We start from the raw sequence: 18,774 nt of genomic DNA, 5'->3' as shown, positions 1-18,774 counted from the left end.
TTGTTCTGCCTGGCCCTGGGTTCCCGCCTGCGCGGGAACACGGGAACGCAATATGTTCCAGGAGTGAAAAAGCCGGCCACCCCTGGGGTGACCGGCTCCTTGTAATCAGGCCTCGCTGCGGGCCTTCAGGATCTTGCCCGGCTCGCGCGGCGGCTCGCCCTTGGGCAGCGCGTCGACCGCGTCCATGCCGTCGGTCACTTCGCCCCACACGGTGTACTGGCCGTCCAGGAAGCGGGCGTCGTCGAAGCAGATGAAGAACTGGCTGTTGGCCGAGTTCGGGTCCATCGTGCGCGCCATCGAGCAGGTGCCGCGGACGTGCGGCTCGCGGCTGAACTCGGCCGGCAGGTTGGGCTCCTTAGAGCCGCTGGTGCCGGTGCCGGTCGGGTCGCCGCCCTGCGCCATGAAGCCGGCGATCACGCGGTGGAACACGACGTTGTCGTAGAAGCCGCTGTCGGCGAGCTTGGTGATACGCTCGACGTGCTGGGGCGCCAGGTCCGGGCGCAGCCGGATACGCACCTCGCCCGTGTCGAGCGTCATCACGAGCGTGCTGGGAAGATCGGACATAAACGCTCCGGAATGCGGGAAAAAAGGAAGCTCCGTCCGTAGAGCCGCCGCCGGGAGGTTGCAACCGCGGCCACCGCCGCTAGAGCGGGCGCGCAACGCGAACGAGGGGAGCCGAGCCATGAGCGAGACGGAGCTTCCCGCCCACGACATCGCAGAGAGCGAACTCGACGCCGACGACCGGCTGAAGCCCGAGTTCGTGCGTGCGGTGCTCGATGCGGTCGAGGTCGACGATGTCGAAACGGTGCGCGCGCTGGTCGAGCCGCTGCACCCGGCGGATCTCGCCGATCTGTTCGAGCTGGTGCCGGGCGAGCAGCGCGCGGCGCTCGCCGCCGCCGTGGCCGATCGCCTCGACGGCGACGTGCTGGCGGAGATGAACGACTGGGTTCGCGATGCGCTGATCGACGCGCTCGAACCGCATCAGGTCGCCAACCTCGCCGCCGAGCTCGACACCGACGACGCGGTCGCGATCATCGAGGACCTCGACGCCGACGACCAGCGCGAGGTGCTGCGGGCGATGGAGCCCGACGACCGCGCCGCGATCGAGGAGGCGCTGAGCTATCCGGAGGAATCCGCCGGCCGCCTGATGCAGCGCGAGCTGATCGCGGTGCCCGAGCACTGGAGCGTCGGCGACGTCATCGACTTCCTGCGCAGCAGCGAAACGCTCGCGACCGATTTCTGGGAAATCTTCGTCGTCGATCCGGCGCACCGCCCGGTCGGCACCTGCCAGCTTTCCTGGATCCTGCGCACGCCGCGCACCGTCTCGGTCAGCGACGTGATGAAGCGCGAGCAGACGCTGATCCCGGTGGACATGGACCAGGAGGAAGTGGCGCTGCGCTTCCAGAAATATGCGCTGATCTCCGCCGCGGTGACCGACGGCAGCGGCCGGCTGGTCGGCGTGGTGACCGTCGACGACATCGTCCACATCATCCAGGAAGAGGCGGGCGAGGACGCGCTGCTGCTGTCCGGTGCGGGCGAGGGCGACATCAACCAGCCGGTGCTGGAAAGCTATCGCACCCGCGTGCGCTGGCTCGTCGCGAACCTGTTCACCGCGCTGGTCGCCTCCACCATCATCGCGCTGTTCGAGGACACGATCGCGCGCATGGTCGCGCTGGCGACGCTGATGCCGATCGTGGCGGGCGTCGGCGGCAATGCCGGAACCCAGACGATGGCGGTGACGGTGCGCGCGCTCGCCACCAACCAGCTCACCCAGTCGAACACCATGCGATCGATCCTGCGCGAGATTCAGGTCGCGCTGATGAACGGCGCGACCATCGCGCTGCTGATCGGAATCGGCGTCAGCCTGGTGTTCGGCAATCCCTGGCTCGGCGGCGTCATCGGCACGGCGATGATGACCAACATCCTGATCGCGGGCCTCGCCGGCGTGCTGGTGCCAGTCACCCTCGAACGCTTCGGTGCCGACCCGGCGGTCGCCTCGTCGGTGTTCGTGACGATGACCACCGACTCGATGGGATTCCTCGTCTTTCTGGGGCTGGCGACGGCGGCCGGACTCACCGGCTGACTTGAGCGGCGGCACGCCAATCCCCAGATCATGGCCGTGCCGCTCCATCTCACCAAGGTCGCCTTCGCGATCGACAGCGTCGACCACCTCGCCGAACGGCTGCGCGTGCGTAGCGCCGAGGGGGGCGCGCTGACCACCCGCTACCTGCCCAAGCGCGTCGCCGAGATCGAGGGCGGATCGCTGTTCTGGATCCTCAAGCACCAGCTGGTCGCGCGCTCGCCGATCCTGGGTTTCGGCGAGGCCGAGGGCGGTCGCGTGGCGATCCATCTCGCCCGCGATCTGGTGCTGGTCGAAGCCCGCCCGAAGCGCGCGCACCAGGGCTGGCGCTATCTGGAGGCCGCCGACGCGCCGCCCGACCTGGGGCAGGGTACCGCCGGCCTCGCCGCGCTGCCCCCGCGGCTGATCGGCGAACTGTCGGCACTGGCGCTGATCTGAGGGGGCGGCATCGAGGGGGCGCCCAGACCTCCCGCCACTCCCGCCGTCATCCCATCGAAAGCTGGGATCTCGTGCCGCACACGCGCGCGCTGCTACCGGGAGACCCCAGCCTTCGTTGGGGTGACGGAATTTTGTAAGGCAGGGACGCGGGGAGCGATCGCTACCGCGCCAGCGTCGGGAACCCCGCACGGAACGCCGCCACCTTCGGTGCATCCCAGCGGACGATGTACGGATAGTCCGGATTTCGCCGCGCGAAATTCTGGTGGTGGGCCTCCGCCGGATAGAAGCGACCCGTCTCGATCGTGGTCGCAATCGGCGCGGGGAAGGCCTTGGCGGCGCCGAGCTGGCGGATGTAGCCCGCCGCCGCCGTGCGCTGGGCGGCATCCTGCGGGAAGATCGCCGATCGGTAGCTCGGCCCGCGATCGGGACCCTGGCGATTGCGCTGCGTCGGATCGTGCGCGACCGAGAAATAGACGCGCAGCAGCGTACCGTAGCTGACGACGCGGGGATCGTAGGTGATGCGCACCGCCTCGGCATGGCCGGTGGTCTCGGTCGAGACCTGGGCGTAGCTCGCGGTCGTGCGGGTGCCGCCGGCATAGCCGTTGGTGACGTCGCTGACGCCCTTCACCTGCTCGAACACCGCCTCCAGCCCCCAGAAGCAGCCGCCGGCGAAGACCGCGGTGGCGCGGGTGCCGCTGGCGGGCACGTCGCGCTGGATGGCGGGGATGCGGACGGCACGCTCGGCACCGGCGGGAGCGGAAAGGCCGGTCGCGGCAAGCGCGGCGAACGGCAGGTTCAGCGCGAGAAAACGGATCATATCCCTGATATGGGGAGGTTTTCTCCGATCAACAGGGGCGCGAGTTCGCGATCAGCGAGCGGCCTCGACCGGCGAGGTCCAGGGCGATGCCTGCGCCGGCTGCGCGATCTGCACGCCGACCAGCGCGATCGCACCGAGTGCGAAGCCGCTGAGGAAAAGCCGGAAGAAGCCGGGGCGGGTGTGGGTCATGATCGTCGTTCCATTGCCGCGCGGCTCGCCCCTGCCGGATGCAGGCGCTTGCGATGCGGTGTCGTTCGATGGCGCTGGGATAGGCCGCCGGGGCTGAACCGGGGCTGGCCTCGCCGTTCATCGCCCGTTGCCGAGCGGAACCCGGCGCCGCAAGGCGCCAAACCGAAACCATGCGGTGCCGCGAAGCCCCGCCGCGCCGGAGCGCGACGGGCCGAGCCGCGACTGTTACGCGGTCAGCGCAGCGCGGCGCACGCCGTCTGGATGCGGGTGCACGCCTCGCGCAGCACGTCTTCCGACGTCGCATAGCTGATCCGCATCGCCGGCGACAGGCCGAAGGCGGCACCATGCACCACCGCGACCTTGGCGTCCGACAGCAGATAGCCGGCGAAGTCCTCGTCGGTGGCGATCGTCTGGCCGCCCGGCGTGGTCTTGCCGATCAGCCCCGACAACTCGGGATAGACGTAGAAGGCGCCTTTGGGCGTCGGGCAGGTCACGCCCTCGATCTCGTTGAGCATGCCGACCACCAGGTCGCGGCGCTTCTGGAAGGCGGCGGCGCGGTCCTTGAGGAAGCTCTGGTCGCCGTTGAGCGCCGCCACCGCCGCCGCCTGCGCGATCGAGCAGGGGTTGGACGTGGACTGCGACTGGAGCTTGGACATCGCCTTGATCAGCCAGGCCGCACCGCCGGCGAAGCCGATCCGCCAGCCGGTCATGGCATAGGCCTTGGAACAGCCGTTGACGGTCAGCACCCGGTCATAGAGCGACGGGCAGACCTCGGCCATCGTGGCGAAGCGGAAGTCGTCGTAGAGGATGTGCTCGTACATGTCGTCGGCGAACACCCACACCTGCGGGTGGCGCTCGAGCACCTTGCCCAGCGCGCGCAGCTCGTCGATCGAATAGGCGGCGCCCGTCGGGTTGGACGGCGAGTTGAGGATCACCCACTTGGTACGCTGGGTGATCGCCGCCTCCAGCTGCTCGGGGCGCAGCTTATAGCCCTGGTCGGCACCCGCCTGCACCACCACCGGCGTGCCGCCGGCGAACTGGACGACGTCGGGATAGCTCACCCAATAGGGCGCGGGCACGATCACCTCGTCGCCCGGGTTCACCGTCGCGACGATCGCGTTGAACAGAGTGTGCTTGCCGCCGACGTTCACGCTGATCTGGTTGGCGGCATAGGTGAGGTTGTTGTCGCGCTGGAACTTGGCGACGATCGCCTCCTTCAGCTCGGCGGTGCCGTCGACGTTGGTGTACTTCGTCTTGCCCTGGCGGATCGCCTCGATCGCGGCTTCCTTGACGAAGTCGGGCGTGTCGAAGTCAGGCTCGCCGGCGCCCAGGCCGATCACGTCGACGCCCTGGCGCTTGAGCTCCAGCACCTTGGAGGTGATGGCGAGCGTAGGCGAGGGGCTGATACGGTCGAGCGCGGCAGAGGTCTTCATCGGAATTCCCGCTGGAGAAAGGGCGCTGGCGCCTTAGCGGGGGGAGGGGGGCTCCGCAACCAAGCGCGCACGAATAAGGCCGCGCACGGCATTGCCGACGTACAATCCTTGCGCGAGATCGGCCGGGTACAACGGCGACTCGATTGCGCGACCTTCCGCCAGCAGCTGCGCGCGCAAGACGCCCGGCAGCAGTCCCGCCGACTGCGGCGGGGTGTGCAGCACGCCGTCGCGCTCGACGAACAGCGAGGTGAAGCTGCCTTCGGTGAGCTGGCCGCCCGGCGCCACGAACAGCACCTCGAACTCGCCTGCCGCCCGTCGCGCCGCGTCGTAGAAGCCGCGATCGGTGGTCTTGTGGCACAGGCGGACGTCGGCGGGCGAAACCGGCAATGGAGCGAGCGTCACCGCCACCGGCGCGGTCGGAGCGAGAGGCAGCGCCGCCGCCTCGATCGCGATCGCGCCGCTCGGCGACAGCAGCAGCCGCACCCGTGCCGGCGACTCGCGGCGGAAGGTCGCCGCCTGCAGCTCGTTGCGCGCGGCGTGGCGATCGAACGCGAAGCCCAGCCGGCGCGCGCTCGCCTTCATCCGCTCCAGATGGCGTTCGAGCAGCGGAATGCCCTCGCGCGGATCGAACGCCATCGTCTCGATGAGGTCGAAGCGGCGCTGGCCGGCGCCGAGAAAACGCGCCTTGTCGTGGCATTCGCGCCATTCGGCGGCGGCCGTCGAATCGGCGACCACGCCCGAACCGAGCCCGAGCGTGGCGCAATCGTCGCCGGGCTTCAGGTGCAGCGTCCGGATCGCGACGTTGAAGTCCGCATCGCCATCGGCGTCGATGCGGCCGATCGCGCCGGTGTAGATCCCGCGCGGCGAGGGTTCGACCGCGTCGATCACTTCCATCGCCCGTCGCTTGGGCGCGCCGGTCACCGAACCGCACGGGAACAGCGCCGCCAGCGCCTGCGCCGGGGTGGTGCCGGGCGCGAGCGTGCCGGTGACGCTCGACACGAGCTGGTGAACGGTGGGGTAGCGCTCGACCACGAAGCGCTCAGGCACCGCGACGCTGCCCGGCACCGCCACCCGGGCGATGTCGTTGCGCAGCAGGTCGAGGATCATCAGGTTTTCCGCGCGCTGCTTCGGATCGGCGGCAAGCGCCGCCGCGACCGCCGCGTCGCGGGCGGGATCGGGGTCGCGGCGCGCGGTGCCCTTCATCGGCCGTGCCGAAAGGGTGCTGCCGTCGAGGCGGAAGAACAGTTCGGGGGAGAAGGACAGCAGCCAGTCGGCACCGGTCCACACCAGGGCGCCATGCCCGGCCGCGGCGCGCGGTCGGATCGCGGCGTAGAGCGCCCGCGGATCGCCCGCGACCGGCACCTGCGTCCGAAAGGTGAGGTTGGCCTGGTAGATGTCGCCCGCCTCGATCCAGTCGCGCACCCGCTCGAACGCCTCGGCATAGCCGGCGAAGCCGAGCTCCGGTTCCGGCGCGCCGACCCAGGCACCGGCCGGATCGGGCAGCACCTCGGCGAGCGCGGCTCCGTCGAGCCGTTCGCACCCGTCGAACACGCCGAACCAGCCGAGCGGCAATTCCGATTCTCGCGGCGTGGTCAGCCCCTCCGTCAGCCGCCCCGCCTCGTAGCTCAGGAACCCGGCGACCGCCTTGCCCGCGTCCCGCACCCGGTCGAGTTCGGCGAGCAGCGGCGCGACCGCGTCGGGCGTGTCGGCCCGCACCACCGCGTGCGGGTTGCGGTACAGCCGCGCGCCGCCGCCGGGGCGGGCGTCGTCCAGCAGGACGAAGGGCGTGGCGTCGTTCGAGAACATCCTTGGCCGAATTGCAGCGGCAGGGCGCTTGCCGCAACCCCGGATGCGCGCCTATCCCCACGGCATGACCCCTTCCCCGATCCGTGCGGCGATCGTGCCGGTCACGCCGCTGCAGCAGAATTGCACCTTGCTGTGGTGCGTGAAGACGATGCGCGGCGCCTTCGTCGATCCCGGCGGCGACCTCGACCGGCTGCGCGCCGCGGCCGAGCAGAACGGCGTGACGATCGAGAAGATCCTGCTCACCCACGGGCATATCGACCATTGCGGCGAGGCCAAGCCGCTTGCCGACGAGCTCGGCGTACCGATCGAGGGCCCGCACGAGGCGGACCGCTTCTGGATCGCGCGGCTGGACGAGGACGGCAAGCGCTGGGGCCTGCGCGGCGTGCCGTTCGAGCCGGATCGCTGGCTGGTCGAGGGCGACCAAGTGACGGTGGGGGAGGTCGCGCTCGACGTCTACGAGACGCCGGGGCACACGCCGGGCCACGTCGTCTTCCACCATCCCGGCACCAGGTTCGCGCTGGTCGGCGACGTGCTGTTCTCGGGCTCGGTCGGCCGCACCGACTTCCCGCTGTCGGACCATCAGGCGCTGATCGAGTCGATCGTCACCAAGCTGTGGCCGATGGGCGACGACACCAGCTTCGTGCCCGGCCACGGCCAGCCCGGCACCTTCGGCCAGGAGCGGCGCACCAACCCGTTCGTGGCCGATTCGGTGCTGGCGCGCGGATAGGGCGGATCGGCCTTCCTTCCTTTCCCGTTCGTCTCGAGTAGGGATCGAGCTTGTCGAGAGCCCGTATCGAGAGAGCCACGCGCGCCGACCTCTCGATACGCCGTCTCGACAAGCTTGACGGCACCTCGAGGCGAACGGAAAAAGGGCATGGCGGGACACGCCTATTGAAGGTCGCTATGTCTCCGAGTCGCCCCGCTGCGCCGCGATCCGGCGCCGCCAAACCGGGGCGTCGCCCCCCACGCGCTTGCAACCACGGCCAAAAAGGCTATAGGCGCGGCTCGCTTCGTGACATGGCCAAGGCTGCCGGTCCGGCGAGCGGCCGGTCCTCCGGCGCTGCTTGCCCGGTCGACCGTTGGACATTTCACGGCCAACGATCCTTAGATTACCGGTAAAGGTGCCGACATGGCAGTTCCCAAGAGAAAGACCTCGCCCTCCCGCCGGGGCATGCGGCGTGCGCACGACTCGCTCTCGATCGAGTCGTTCCAGGAGTGCCCGAACTGCGGCGAGCTGAAGCGCCCGCACAACCTGTGCACCGCGTGCGGCCATTATAACGGGCGCGAGATCGTCTCGGTCGAAGGCTGAGCCTGACCGTACACGGAGGCGCTGGCGTGGTGGCCGAGGACTCGTGGATCGCCGTCGATGCGATGGGCGGTGACGAGGGCCTGGCGGTGATGCTTGCCGGCGTCGCCCAGGCGCGTCGCCGCAATCCCGGCATGCGCTTCCTGCTGGTGGGCGACGAGACGGCGATTCGCGCCGGTCTCCAGTCGCACCCCAATCTCACCGCCGCGTCGGAAGTCGTCCACGCGCCGGAACTGGTCGGCTCCTCGGACAAGCCGAGCCAGGCGATCCGTCGCGCCCGCACCACCTCGATGGGAATCGCCATCGATCTGGTGAAGAAGGGGCGCGCGGCCGCTGCGGTGTCGTCGGGCAATACCGGCGCGCTGATGGCGATGGCCAAGCTCGCGCTGCGCACCATGCCGGGAATCGACCGGCCGGCGCTGGCCGCGCTGCTTCCGAGTCTCGGCGAAAACGACTTGGTGATGCTCGATCTCGGCGCCAATGCCGAGTGCGACGCGCGCAACCTCGTCCAGTTCGCGGTGATGGGCGCCGCCTATGCGCGCACCGTGCTCGACCTGGAGAGCCCCCGCGTCGCGCTGCTCAACATCGGCACCGAGGATCAGAAGGGCATCGACAGCGTGCGCGACGCCGCCGCGGCGATCCGCGCCTCGACCCACCTGCCGATGACCTTTACCGGCTATATCGAGGGCGACCGCCTGTCGCGCGGCGAGGTCGACGTGGTGGTGTGCGACGGCTTCTCGGGCAACATCGCGCTCAAGACCGCCGAGGGCACGGCGCGCTTCGTCGCGGACCTGCTCAAGCGCGCGTTCCGCAGCTCGGTCCGCTCGAAGCTCGGCTTCCTGATCTCCAAGCCGGCGACCGACCTGCTGCGCCACCATCTCGATCCCAACAACCACAACGGCGCGGTCTTCCTCGGCCTCAACGGTCTGGTGGTGAAGAGCCACGGCGGCGCCAACGCCGCCGGCGTGTCGAACGCGATCGAGGTCGCCGCCAAGCTGGTGCGCAACGATCTCACCCACCGCATCGCGCAGGATCTCGCCGCGATCGAGGCAAAGGCCGCATGATTCGTTCCGTCATCGCCGGCACCGGCTCCGCGCTTCCGAAGCGCCGCGTTTCCAACGCCGAACTCGCCGAGCGCGTCGACACCAGCGACGAGTGGATTGTCGAGCGCACCGGCATCCGTTTCCGCCACCTCGCTGAGGAGGGCGAGACGACCTCCTCGCTCGCCATCGATGCCGCTCGCGTCGCGCTCGATGCCGCCGGGCTGGAGGCCGATGCGATCGACCTGATCGTCCTAGCGACGGCGACTCCCGACCAGACCTTCCCCGCGACCGCCACCACCGTCCAGGCGGCGTTGGGCGCGAACGACTGCGTCGCCTTCGACGTGGCGGCGGTGTGCTCGGGCTTCCTCTACGCGCTGCAGGTCGCCGACAGCATGATCCGCGCCGGCGCCCACCGCCGCGCGCTGGTGATCGGTGCCGAGACCTTCAGCCGCATCCTCGACTGGGAGGACCGCGCGACCTGCGTGCTGTTCGGCGACGGCGCCGGGGCGGTCGTGCTCGAAGCGCGGGAGAGCGACGAGGCGGAGGGCGCAGGCATTCTCGCCACCCGGCTCCACGCCGATGGCCGCCACAACGGGCTGCTCTACGTCGACGGGGGTCCCTCGACGACCGGCACGGTGGGCAAGCTGCGGATGAAGGGGCGCGAGGTGTTCCGCCACGCCGTCACCAACCTCGCGCAGGTGATGGACGAATCGCTCGGCGTCGCCGGGCTGACCTCGGCCGACGTTGACTGGGTGGTGCCGCACCAGGCCAACGCCCGCATCCTCGAAGCGACCGCCCGCAAGCTCGGGCTGGCGCCCGAGAAGGTGGTGGTGACGGTCGACCAGCACGCCAACACCTCGGCCGCCTCGGTCCCGCTCGCCCTCGATGTCGCGGTGCGCGACGGGCGCATCCAGCGCGGCGACCTGCTGGTGCTGGAGGCGATGGGCGGCGGCTTCACTTGGGGTGCGGCGGTGGTGCGCTACTGACCGAGGACGGCGCCGGGCAATGCTGCTGCCGGACGTAATTAAACCAATTTGAGAGCGATTCACCCGATACCGGGCACGGCCGACAGCCGACCGTTTGATCTAAAGCAATCCTGTGGTAGCCAAGATCGGGCATCCATCGGGGGTATTGGGGGTTTGCCATGACTGCGGCCGGCACGTTGACGCGGGCGGATCTCGCCGAGGCGCTGCATAAAGAGGTGGGTCTGGCGCGCGCCGATTCCGCCAAGCTGGTCGAGGAAATCCTCCGCCACATGTGCGAGGCACTGCACAAGGGCGAGAACGTCAAGATTTCGAGCTTCGGCAGCTTCGTGCTCCGCGACAAGGGCGAGCGCGTCGGACGCAATCCCAAGACCGGCGTCGAAGTGCCGATCGCCCCCCGCCGGGTACTGACCTTCCGCGCCAGCCAGATGATGCGCGACCGCATCGTCGCAGCGGGCTGAACGGCGGCGCCGTGACGGAGAAGTCGGCGACGGCGTTCCGCACGATCGGCGAAGTCGCGGCCGAACTGGGCCTGCCGCAGCATCGGCTGCGCTTCTGGGAAACCAAGTTCACCGAGCTGCGCCCCGTGACGCGCGCCGGGCAGCGCCGCTACTATCGGCCCGAGGACATCGCCGTCGTCCGGCGCATCCACCAGCTGCTGAGCGAGCAAGGCTATACGATCCGCGGCGTCCAGGCGCTGCTCGCGGCCGAACGCGGCAAGCCGGCGGCCGAGCACCCGCTGCGCCGCATCCGCGCGATGCTGGCGGACGCCCTCGCAGCCGACGCGCGCTGACGACCCGCCGAGCCTGACGCCCCTCAGGCTGCCTTGCCGCTGCGACGGTGTTTCCCCACGTCAGCCGAAGTCCGGGCCCAGGCTCGGGTCGACGTCGCGTGGGCGGATGAAATGGGCGAGGGTCGCGGTACCGTCCGTCGCCGTGTCCCAGCCGGCGCCGATTTCCAGCACCGCGACGCTGGCGGTCGGGAACTTCGCCTCCACCGCTTCGCGCAGCGCGCCGGCTCCGGCCAGGACCAGCGCCAGTTCCTCCATCCCCGGGTTGTGGCCGACCAGCAGCACCCGCTCGGCGCTGTCGGGCAGCGCCCGCACCACGTCGAGCAGCGTCGCCTCCGACGCAAGATAGAGCCTTCGGTCCCATTCGGGCGCGAGCGTCTCGCCCAGCCCGGTTGCGAAATGGTCGAGCGTTTCCTGCACGCGCACCGCGGGGGAGGCGACCACCAGATCGAAGGCGAGTCCCAGCGAGCGCAGGTGGCGTCCCATCGTCTCGGCCGCGCGCGCGCCCTTGGCGTTGAGCGGCCGGTCGAAGTCCCGCGAAACCGGGTCGTCCCAGCCGGACTTGGCGTGGCGGAGCAGCGTCAGCGTCTTCATGGCAATCCCGTCGGGCGATACGTCAGGCGGTCGCCGCCTCATGCCCCAAGGGGCGGGCGAGGGAAAGCCGCGATGCGCGTTCCACCGCTTCGTCGAGCGTGGTGCGCACCACCGGCGTCCCTTCCGGAAAGGCGGTGAGCAGCCGCGACGGCATCGCCGCCGACAGCAGCACGAACATGCCGTGGTCGTCGGCGCGGCGGATCAGCCGGCCGAACGCCTGCGCCAGCCGCGCGCGCACCAGCCGGTCGTCATAGGCGCTGCCGCCCCCCGCCAGCCGCCGCGCGGCGTGGAGCACGGTGGGCTTGGTCCAGGGCACGCCCTCCATCGCCACCAGACGCAGCGATTCGCCGGGTACGTCGACGCCGTCCCTCAGGGCATCCGTGCCGAGCAGCGACGTGCGCGGATCGTCGCGGAAGATGTCGACCAGCGTGCCGGTGTCGATCGGATCGACGTGCTGTGCCAGCAGCGGCAGCCCCTCGCGCGCCAGCCGGTCGGCGATTCGCGCATGCACCGCGCGCAGCCGGCGGATGGCGGTGAACAGCCCCAGCGTGCCGCCGCCCGCCGCGACGATCAGCCGCGCATAGGCGTTGGCGAGCGCCGACAGGTCGCCGCGCTTGACGTCGGTGACGATCACCACCTCGGCCTGTCCCGCATAGTCGAACGGGCTGGCCGCCTCGAAGCGGGCGGGCGCGCGCTCCAGGTGCGGCGCGCCGGCACGCGCTTCGGCAACCGACCAGTCGCCGCCGGCCTTGAGCGTCGCGGAGGTCACCAGCGCGCCGTGCGCAGGTTTGAGCACGGTCTCGGCGAACGGCCGGCTGGGATCGAGCCAGTGGCGGTGGAGGCCAATGTCGTATTCGCGCCCTTCCACCCGGTCGACTGCGAGCCAGTCGACGTAATCAGGATCGCTCGGGCCGCCGATCCGCGCGATCAGCGCCAGCCAGGCGGCGACCGTCTCCGCGCGCCAGCCCAGCGAGGCGATCGCGCCCTCGACCCGCGCGCGCGCCAGCGCGTCCATCCAGTCGGGCGCTTCGGCGAGCACCGCCTCCAGCCGGCGGCCGAGCGCAAGCAGCGGCCGCAACAATGTCTCCAGCGCCGCGCTCGCCGGCCCCGCCGCCTCGACGAGAGTCGCGTCGGGCTCGGCGAGTTCGGTCTCCAGCCCATAGCCGGCTTCGCCGGCATCGGGGGCCCGCGCGTAGACCAGCCCGCGCACCGCGGCGAGCAGCGCCTCGACCGGCCCGAACGGCGCACCCTCGTTGATCCGCGCCAGCCATCCGTCGGACGGCAGCGCCTGTGCCGCCGCCACCGCCGCGGCGATCGCGTCCGCGCCGCCTTCGTCGTAGCTCGCCACGTCGGACAGCCGCGCCGCCAGCCCGCGCCGCCGCCCGCGCGCCTTGGCTTCGGGGCCGAGCACCCAGCGGCGCAGCTCGATCGACTCGGCGCCGGTGAGCGCGGCCGAGAACATCGCGTCGGCGGCGTCGAACAGGTGATGCCCCTCGTCGAACACATAGCGGGTCGGGCGAGTCGCCGACTCGCGCCCGCGTGCGGCGTTGACCATCACCAGCGCGTGGTTGGCGATCACCAGGTCGGCGTCGGCCGAAGCGCGCGCGGCGCGCTCGATGAAGCACTTCCGATAATGCGGGCAGCCGGCATAGATGCACTCGCCGCGGCGGTCGGTGAGCGCGGTCGATCCGTTGCGTCGGAACAGCGTCGGCAACCAGCCGGGCAGGTCGCCGCCGACCATGTCGCCGTCGGCGGTATAGGCCGCCCAGCGCGCGACCAACTGCGCGAGAATCGCCGCGCGCCCGGCGAACCCGCCCTGCAGCGCATCCTCTAGATTGAGCAGGCAGACGTAGTTCTCGCGCCCCTTGCGGGTGACGATCCGCCGCTTGCGCTCCTGCGGGTCGGGGAACAACCGCTCGCCCTCGCGCGCGAGCTGGCGTTGCAGCGCCTTGGTATAGGTCGACACCCACACCGCGCCGCCCGCCCGCTCCGACCACAGCGACGCAGGGGCGAGATAGCCGAGCGTCTTGCCGATCCCCGTGCCCGCCTCCGCCAGCACCAGATTCGGCGAGTCTCGCACCACCCGCGGCGCGAAGGCGTCGGCGGCGGCGGCGGCATAGCTGCGCTGCCCGTGGCGGCGTTCGGCCTGGGCGCCGGTGAGGGCGTCGAGCCGGGCGACCACGTCGTCGCCGTCGATCGCGATCGTTCGCGGGGCGGGGCGGGGGGCGCGCTCCTCCCATTCCGGCAGCTTCGCGAACAGCCAGCGCTCGGCGCGGTCGGGCCGGGCGAGCCGCTGGGTCACCGCCGGCGCCCAGGGCCAGCGCAGCCGGAACAGCGACTGTGCGGCATGCCACGCGCCCTCGCGCTCCGGCCAGTCGCTGCCGGCGTCGATCCGCGCGAGCAGCGCCAGCGCCGCGTCGCGCAGGAACGGCGCGACCGCGGCATCGCTCTCCGGTGCGGCGAGCCCGGTGGCGGCGGCCAGTCCCTTAGGGGTCGGCACCATGAAGCGGGCGGGGTGCAGGAAGGCGAACAGCTCGAGCAAGTCGAGCCCCGAAAGCTCGGCATAGCCCAGCCGCTGCGCCACCAGCGGCGCGTTGAGGACCAGGGTCGGCGTGTCGGCGGCGAGCCGGATCGCCTCGCCGCGGCTCAGCGCGCGCGTCTCCCCCTCGGGCGTCGCGACCCAGATGCCGCTGTGGCTTGCGTGCAGCGCGGGGTAGGGGAGCATAGCTCCCTCTATACGCGCGTCCCCGGTGAACGGAAGCGGAACGAGGTCACCACAGCACGCCGCGTTCGGGCTGGAGCGGCGGCGGCGCCTCGTCGCCGATCGCCTGCAGCAGGTCGATCTCGATCGTGCGGCACATGCCGGTCATCGGCACGTCGTGGATGGTGTTGGCAAAGGGATCGACCAGATCGTCGCCGATGTGCAGCACCGTCAGGAACATGAGGCCGGCTAGGCTCGATCCGATCGGCGTCGACCAGCCCAGCGTCTCGACCAGGCCGATCGGCAGCAGGATGCAGAACAGCCGCGCGAACAGCGTGGGGAGGAAGCGATACTGGTTGGGGAGCGGCGTGTTCTTGATCCGCTCCATGCCGCCCTGCGCGTTGGCGATGTCGACCAGGACGCGTTCGAGCTGGGTCTGCTGGATGGTGTCGATCCAGCCTTCGCGGGTGGCGCGCGCGATGCGGCGACCGGTGCCGTCGAGCAGGCCGTTGGCGACATTGGTGCGCCCGAGCGGATCCTCGGCCTCCGCAGGCGACAGGAAGCGCAGCACTTCAGGGGCCGGATCCTGACGGCGCAGCTGGCAGCGCAGACCGTGCACATAGGCGAGGTGCCGCAGCACGATGCTGCGCTTCAGTTCCCGCGCCGGACCGACGTCGTCGATCGGCAGGAACGCCATCGCGCCGCGCGCGAGGCTGCGCGACGCGTTGATCATCGCGCCCCACAGCACGCGCCCTTCCCACCACCGCTGATAGGCGGAATTGACCCGGAAGCCGAGGAACAGCGCCAGCGCGGTGCCGAACAGCGTCAGCGGCAGTGCCGGCGCCTTGAACGGCGAAATGAAGTAGAAGACGGTGACCGCCACGTCCCAGAGAAAGAGCACCGCCAGGGGCCGCCACACGTCCCGCAAGAGGTTACCGAGGCGGGGTCTTGCGCTGACGATCACTGGGAACGGGTACCTTCTTGCGAGCTTGCGGGTGGGAGACGCTTGGGCCGCGGCTTTGTTGCAGCGCGGCAGGTTGCGCAATCCGGCTTGGCCAAGCCGTCGCTGAGGCGTTAGACGGCCGGGATGATCGATCCCGCGCTCCGTACCGCCGCTCTCGCGTCCAAGGCCTGGCCCTATGAGGAGGCGCGCAAGCTCCTCAAGCGCTACCCCGACGGAAAGGCGGACGGCGCGCCCGTGCTGTTCGAGACCGGCTACGGTCCCTCGGGCCTGCCGCACATCGGCACGTTCAACGAAGTGCTGCGCACCACGATGGTCCGCCAGGCCTATGCCGAGCTGTCGGACACGCCGACCCGGCTGATCGCGTTCAGCGACGACATGGACGGCCTGCGCAAGGTGCCGGACAACGTGCCGAACCGCGAGATGCTCGCCGAGCACCTCGGCAAGCCGCTGACGCAGGTGCCCGATCCGTTCGGCACCCACGAGAGCTTCGCGCACCACAACAACGCGCGGCTGCGCGAATTCCTCGATCGCTTCGGCTTCGACTACGAGTTCGCGTCGTCGACCGACTATTACGCCTCCGGCCGCTTCGACGAGGCGCTGCGCCAGGTGCTGCGCCACTATCAGGGCATCCTCGACGTGATGCTGCCGACGCTGCGCAAGGAGCGCCAGGCGACCTATTCGCCGGTGCTGCCGGTCAGCCCCACGTCGGGGGTGGTGCTGCAGGTGCCGGTCGAGGTGGTCGACGCCGAGGCCGGGCTGATCGCGTTCGAGGACACCAGCGTTCCGGGCGGCGAGCGCATCGTCCAGTCGGCGCTCGGCGGCCTGTCGAAGCTCCAGTGGAAGGTCGACTGGGCGATGCGCTGGGTGGCGCTCGGCGTCGATTACGAGATGGCGGGCAAGGACCTGATCGATTCGGTCGTGCAGTCGTCGAAGATCGCGCGCGTGCTCGGCGGCCGGCCTCCCGAAGGCTTCAACTACGAGATGTTCCTCGACGAAAAGGGCGAGAAGATCTCCAAGTCCAAGGGCAACGGCCTCAGCCTCGAACAGTGGCTGACCTACGGCCCCGAGGAGAGCCTCGCCTTCTACGCCTATCGCGAGCCCAAGAAGGCCAAGCAGCTCCATCTGGGCGTGATCCCGCGGGCGATCGACGAGTATTGGCAGTTCCGCGGCAACTATCCGAACCAGCCGGTCGAGCAGCAGCTGGGCAATCCGGTGCACCACATCCACGGTGGCCCGCCGCCGCAGGAGACGCTGCCGGTCACCTTCGGGCTGCTGCTCAACCTGGTGGGCGTGATGGGCGATGCCACCAAGGAGCAGGTGTGGGGCTATCTCGGCAACTATGTCGCCGATGCTTCGCCCGAGGCGTATCCGGCGCTCGACCGGCTGATCGACCATGCGCTCGCCTACACCCGCGACGTCGCCGAGAAGCCGGTGCGCCGTGCGCCGCAGGGCGTCGAGGTCGCAGCGCTCCAGCGGCTCGATGCCGAACTGGCGGCGATGCCGGCCGACGCCGGTGCCGAGACGATCCAGGACGCCGTCTACGAGATCGGCAAGACCGGCGGGTTCGAGTCGTTGCGCGATTGGTTCAAGGCGCTGTACGAGACGCTGCTCGGCACCAGCCAGGGACCGCGCATGGGCAGCTTTATCGCGCTCTACGGCATCGCCAACAGCCGCCGGCTGATCGCCGAGGCGCTGGCGCAGGGGTAAGCGGGAGCACGCGCCGCGCCATCGCCCCTGCCGACGGACGTCGGCATCCGGACATGCGGCGCGCGAGGTTGGCGACCGTCGTGCCGACCGCCCCCGATGGGCATCGGGGTGACGCAGACAACGGAGTGATTATGACCGCCAGACCCCCGCGCTCCGCGCTACGCGAGTTCCTCAGGAGCGAGGCGGCAGGCGGCGTCCTGCTGATCGCCGCGGCGGCGCTGGCGATGCTGGTGGCGAACCTGCCGGGGCTGTCCGAAACCTATTTCCACCTGCTGCACGTACCCACCGGCCCCACGCTCAGCCCCAAATACGGGCCGATGACGGTCGAGCTGTGGATCAACGACGGGCTGATGGCGATCTTCTTCCTGCTCGTGGGACTGGAGATCAAACGCGAGTTCGTCGATGGCCGGCTGGCGAGCTGGGAGCATCGCCGCCTGCCGGTCGTCTCCGCGGTCGCCGGCATGGCGGTGCCGGCGCTGGTCTATCTGGCGGTGACCGGCGGCCGCGCCGATCTCCAGGCGGGCTGGGCGGTGCCGGCGGCGACCGACATCGCCTTCGCGATCGGCGTGCTCGCGCTGCTCGGCTCGCGCGCGCCCGCGGCGCTCAAGCTGTTCCTGACGACGGTCGCGATCGTCGACGACATGGGTGCGGTCGCGATCATCGCGGTCGGCTATACCGCCAGCATCAATTCGCTGGCGCTGGGGCTTGCTGCGCTGGTGCTGGTGGCGATGTACGTGCTCAACAAGAGCCAGGTGCAGGCGCTGTGGATCTACCTGCTGCTGGGCGCGGCGCTCTGGTACTTCGTCTTCCTGTCGGGGGTGCACGCCACCATCGCCGGCGTTGTGACCGCGCTGATGATCCCGGTGACGCCGACCCCCGGCGCGCCCGAGTCGGTGGATTCGCCGCTCCACCGGCTGGAGCATGCGCTGCAGCCGTGGGTCGCCTATGCGATCGTGCCGCTGTTCGGCTTCGCCAATGCGGGCGTGTCGCTGGCGGGAAGCACCGCGGGCGTGCTGCTCGATCCGCTGCCGCTCGGCGTCGCGCTGGGGCTGCTCCTGGGCAAGCAGGCCGGCATCTTCGGCAGCGTCTGGATCGCCGATCGTACCGGCTTCGCCTCCCGGCCGGGAGGCGCGAGCTGGGTGCATATCTGGGGCATGTCGCTGCTCGCCGGCATCGGCTTCACCATGAGCCTGTTCATCGGCGGCCTGGCGTTCCCCGGCAACGCGCTGCTGGTCGACGAGGTCAAGATCGGCGTGCTCGCCGGATCGGTGTTGTCGGCGCTCGCCGGCTTCGCGGTGCTGCGGCTGGCACCGCGCAAACGCCCGCGCTGAGCGGCCGCGCGCCCGCCGCGATCAGGCGGTCGGCCGCTTCTCGAAGCCGGGATACGCCTGCGCCGGCGCCTCGCGCACCTCGACGCCGGCGACGTGCGCGGACGGCGGCCCGTCCTGCGCGCGGGCGATCAGCGCCTCGACCTGCTCGGCAGGGCCGGCGACCACCGCCTCGACGCTGCCGTCGGCGCGATTCCGCACCCAGCCGGTGATGCCGAGCGCGGCTGCCTGCTCGCCCATCCACGCGCGATAGAAGACGCCCTGCACCCGGCCGGTGATCGAGAGATGGCGATGGATCATGGCGGTCTCCGGGATGTGGCTGGCGTCCAGCCTAGTCGGGGAAGCATCCGACCTGAAGCGGCAGCGCAGGACGAGCTCGATTAGAGTCAGCCCTGTCGGTAATCACGTCGTCCCACCACCCGCGTCATGCCAGCGCAAGCTGGCATCTCGTGGTTGGGCTCGGGACAGGAGCCGCGGGGGACCCCAGCCTGTGCGGGACCTTTGCATAAAGCTGGGGATGTGATTCTCTTCGCTGGGTATCGGAGAGATGAGATGCGCAAGCAGACGAGGCCGGCGTCCTTTGCGGACCTGTTGG

General features: G+C 70.3%; 19 protein-coding genes. 10 read left to right on the top strand and 9 right to left on the bottom strand.

Features of this window, described 5'->3' with window-relative positions; genetic code table 11:
* Positions 1-105: 105 nt before the first annotated feature.
* Positions 106-564, bottom strand: coding sequence for a peptidylprolyl isomerase (locus tag ACBY01_RS09210; protein WP_416460514.1), 459 nt, complete (start codon positions 562-564; stop codon positions 106-108).
* Positions 565-682: 118 nt separating this feature from the next.
* On the opposite strand from ACBY01_RS09210, the gene mgtE reads away from it, so the two are divergent.
* Both mgtE and ACBY01_RS09200 read left to right on the top strand, forming a co-directional pair.
* Positions 683-2,083 carry a magnesium transporter gene (gene mgtE, locus ACBY01_RS09205; protein WP_416460513.1) on the top strand — a complete coding sequence of 467 codons (1,401 nt, stop codon included), beginning with the start codon at positions 683-685 and terminating at the stop codon, positions 2,081-2,083.
* A gap of 30 nt (positions 2,084-2,113) precedes the next feature.
* On the top strand, positions 2,114-2,518 hold the full coding sequence (locus ACBY01_RS09200; RefSeq protein WP_416460512.1) for a DUF1489 family protein: 405 nt from the start codon (positions 2,114-2,116) through the stop codon (positions 2,516-2,518).
* Positions 2,519-2,678: 160 nt separating this feature from the next.
* Here the strand turns inward: ACBY01_RS09200 and msrA are convergent, their stop codons facing one another.
* The 4 genes from msrA to pabB all read right to left on the bottom strand — a co-directional run bounded on the left by msrA (position 2,679) and on the right by pabB (position 6,763).
* Entirely contained in the window at positions 2,679-3,335 is a 657-nt protein-coding gene (gene msrA / locus ACBY01_RS09195) for a peptide-methionine (S)-S-oxide reductase MsrA (RefSeq protein ID WP_416460511.1), read from the bottom strand.
* 51 nt (positions 3,336-3,386) lie between these two features.
* The gene (locus ACBY01_RS09190; RefSeq protein ID WP_416460510.1) at positions 3,387-3,524 is read right to left on the bottom strand and encodes a hypothetical protein; all 138 of its coding nucleotides are present in this window, start codon (positions 3,522-3,524) and stop codon (positions 3,387-3,389) included.
* A gap of 233 nt (positions 3,525-3,757) precedes the next feature.
* The gene (locus ACBY01_RS09185; protein WP_416460509.1) at positions 3,758-4,957 is read right to left on the bottom strand and encodes a pyridoxal phosphate-dependent aminotransferase; all 1,200 of its coding nucleotides are present in this window, start codon (positions 4,955-4,957) and stop codon (positions 3,758-3,760) included.
* 33 nt (positions 4,958-4,990) lie between these two features.
* Complete coding sequence (gene pabB / locus ACBY01_RS09180) at positions 4,991-6,763, bottom strand: aminodeoxychorismate synthase component I (protein ID WP_416460508.1); 1,773 nt, start codon at positions 6,761-6,763, stop codon at positions 4,991-4,993.
* A 64-nt stretch (positions 6,764-6,827) separates the two neighbouring features.
* Between pabB and ACBY01_RS09175 the strand changes: the two genes are divergently transcribed.
* From ACBY01_RS09175 to ACBY01_RS09150, 6 genes are all read left to right on the top strand, one after another.
* On the top strand, positions 6,828-7,490 hold the full coding sequence (locus ACBY01_RS09175; protein ID WP_416460507.1) for an MBL fold metallo-hydrolase: 663 nt from the start codon (positions 6,828-6,830) through the stop codon (positions 7,488-7,490).
* 402 nt (positions 7,491-7,892) lie between these two features.
* Positions 7,893-8,072, top strand: coding sequence for a 50S ribosomal protein L32 (gene rpmF / locus ACBY01_RS09170; RefSeq protein ID WP_416460506.1), 180 nt, complete (start codon positions 7,893-7,895; stop codon positions 8,070-8,072).
* A gap of 29 nt (positions 8,073-8,101) precedes the next feature.
* On the top strand, positions 8,102-9,133 hold the full coding sequence (gene plsX, locus ACBY01_RS09165; RefSeq protein ID WP_416460584.1) for a phosphate acyltransferase PlsX: 1,032 nt from the start codon (positions 8,102-8,104) through the stop codon (positions 9,131-9,133).
* The gene (locus ACBY01_RS09160; RefSeq protein ID WP_416460505.1) at positions 9,130-10,098 is read left to right on the top strand and encodes a beta-ketoacyl-ACP synthase III; all 969 of its coding nucleotides are present in this window, start codon (positions 9,130-9,132) and stop codon (positions 10,096-10,098) included. Before plsX ends, ACBY01_RS09160 begins: the two co-directional genes overlap by 4 nt.
* Before the next feature lie 158 nt (positions 10,099-10,256).
* Positions 10,257-10,556 carry an integration host factor subunit alpha gene (locus tag ACBY01_RS09155; RefSeq protein WP_416460504.1) on the top strand — a complete coding sequence of 100 codons (300 nt, stop codon included), beginning with the start codon at positions 10,257-10,259 and terminating at the stop codon, positions 10,554-10,556.
* An 11-nt stretch (positions 10,557-10,567) separates the two neighbouring features.
* A complete protein-coding gene (locus ACBY01_RS09150; protein ID WP_416460503.1) occupies positions 10,568-10,888 on the top strand; it encodes a MerR family transcriptional regulator in 321 nt (106 codons plus the stop codon).
* Positions 10,889-10,948: 60 nt separating this feature from the next.
* Here the strand turns inward: ACBY01_RS09150 and ACBY01_RS09145 are convergent, their stop codons facing one another.
* Genes ACBY01_RS09145 through ACBY01_RS09135 form a run of 3 tightly spaced genes read right to left on the bottom strand, consistent with a single transcriptional unit; the run spans position 10,949 to position 15,144 of the window.
* Complete coding sequence (locus ACBY01_RS09145; protein WP_416460502.1) at positions 10,949-11,479, bottom strand: SixA phosphatase family protein; 531 nt, start codon at positions 11,477-11,479, stop codon at positions 10,949-10,951.
* Between the two features lie 22 nt (positions 11,480-11,501).
* On the bottom strand, positions 11,502-14,204 hold the full coding sequence (locus ACBY01_RS09140) for an ATP-dependent DNA helicase (RefSeq protein WP_416460501.1): 2,703 nt from the start codon (positions 14,202-14,204) through the stop codon (positions 11,502-11,504).
* Positions 14,205-14,250: 46 nt separating this feature from the next.
* Positions 14,251-15,144, bottom strand: a complete 894-nt coding sequence (locus ACBY01_RS09135) for a bestrophin family protein (protein ID WP_416460500.1) — start codon at positions 15,142-15,144, stop codon at positions 14,251-14,253.
* A gap of 123 nt (positions 15,145-15,267) precedes the next feature.
* Here ACBY01_RS09135 and ACBY01_RS09130 point away from each other — a divergent pair, with 123 nt between their 5' ends.
* Positions 15,268-16,851: a lysine--tRNA ligase gene (locus ACBY01_RS09130; RefSeq protein ID WP_416460499.1), complete on the top strand. Its 1,584-nt coding sequence runs from the start codon at positions 15,268-15,270 to the stop codon at positions 16,849-16,851.
* Positions 16,852-16,982: 131 nt separating this feature from the next.
* Positions 16,983-18,182, top strand: a complete 1,200-nt coding sequence (gene nhaA / locus ACBY01_RS09125; RefSeq protein WP_416460498.1) for a Na+/H+ antiporter NhaA — start codon at positions 16,983-16,985, stop codon at positions 18,180-18,182.
* Positions 18,183-18,203: 21 nt separating this feature from the next.
* Here nhaA and ACBY01_RS09120 read toward each other — a convergent pair whose 3' ends face one another.
* Complete coding sequence (locus ACBY01_RS09120; protein ID WP_416460497.1) at positions 18,204-18,479, bottom strand: acylphosphatase; 276 nt, start codon at positions 18,477-18,479, stop codon at positions 18,204-18,206.
* Between the last annotated feature and the right edge of the window lie 295 nt (positions 18,480-18,774).

Source organism: Sphingomonas mangrovi (assembly GCF_047975845.1).
Classification (GTDB): domain Bacteria; phylum Pseudomonadota; class Alphaproteobacteria; order Sphingomonadales; family Sphingomonadaceae; genus Sphingomonas.
This window is presented reverse-complemented; position numbering and strand designations above follow the sequence as displayed.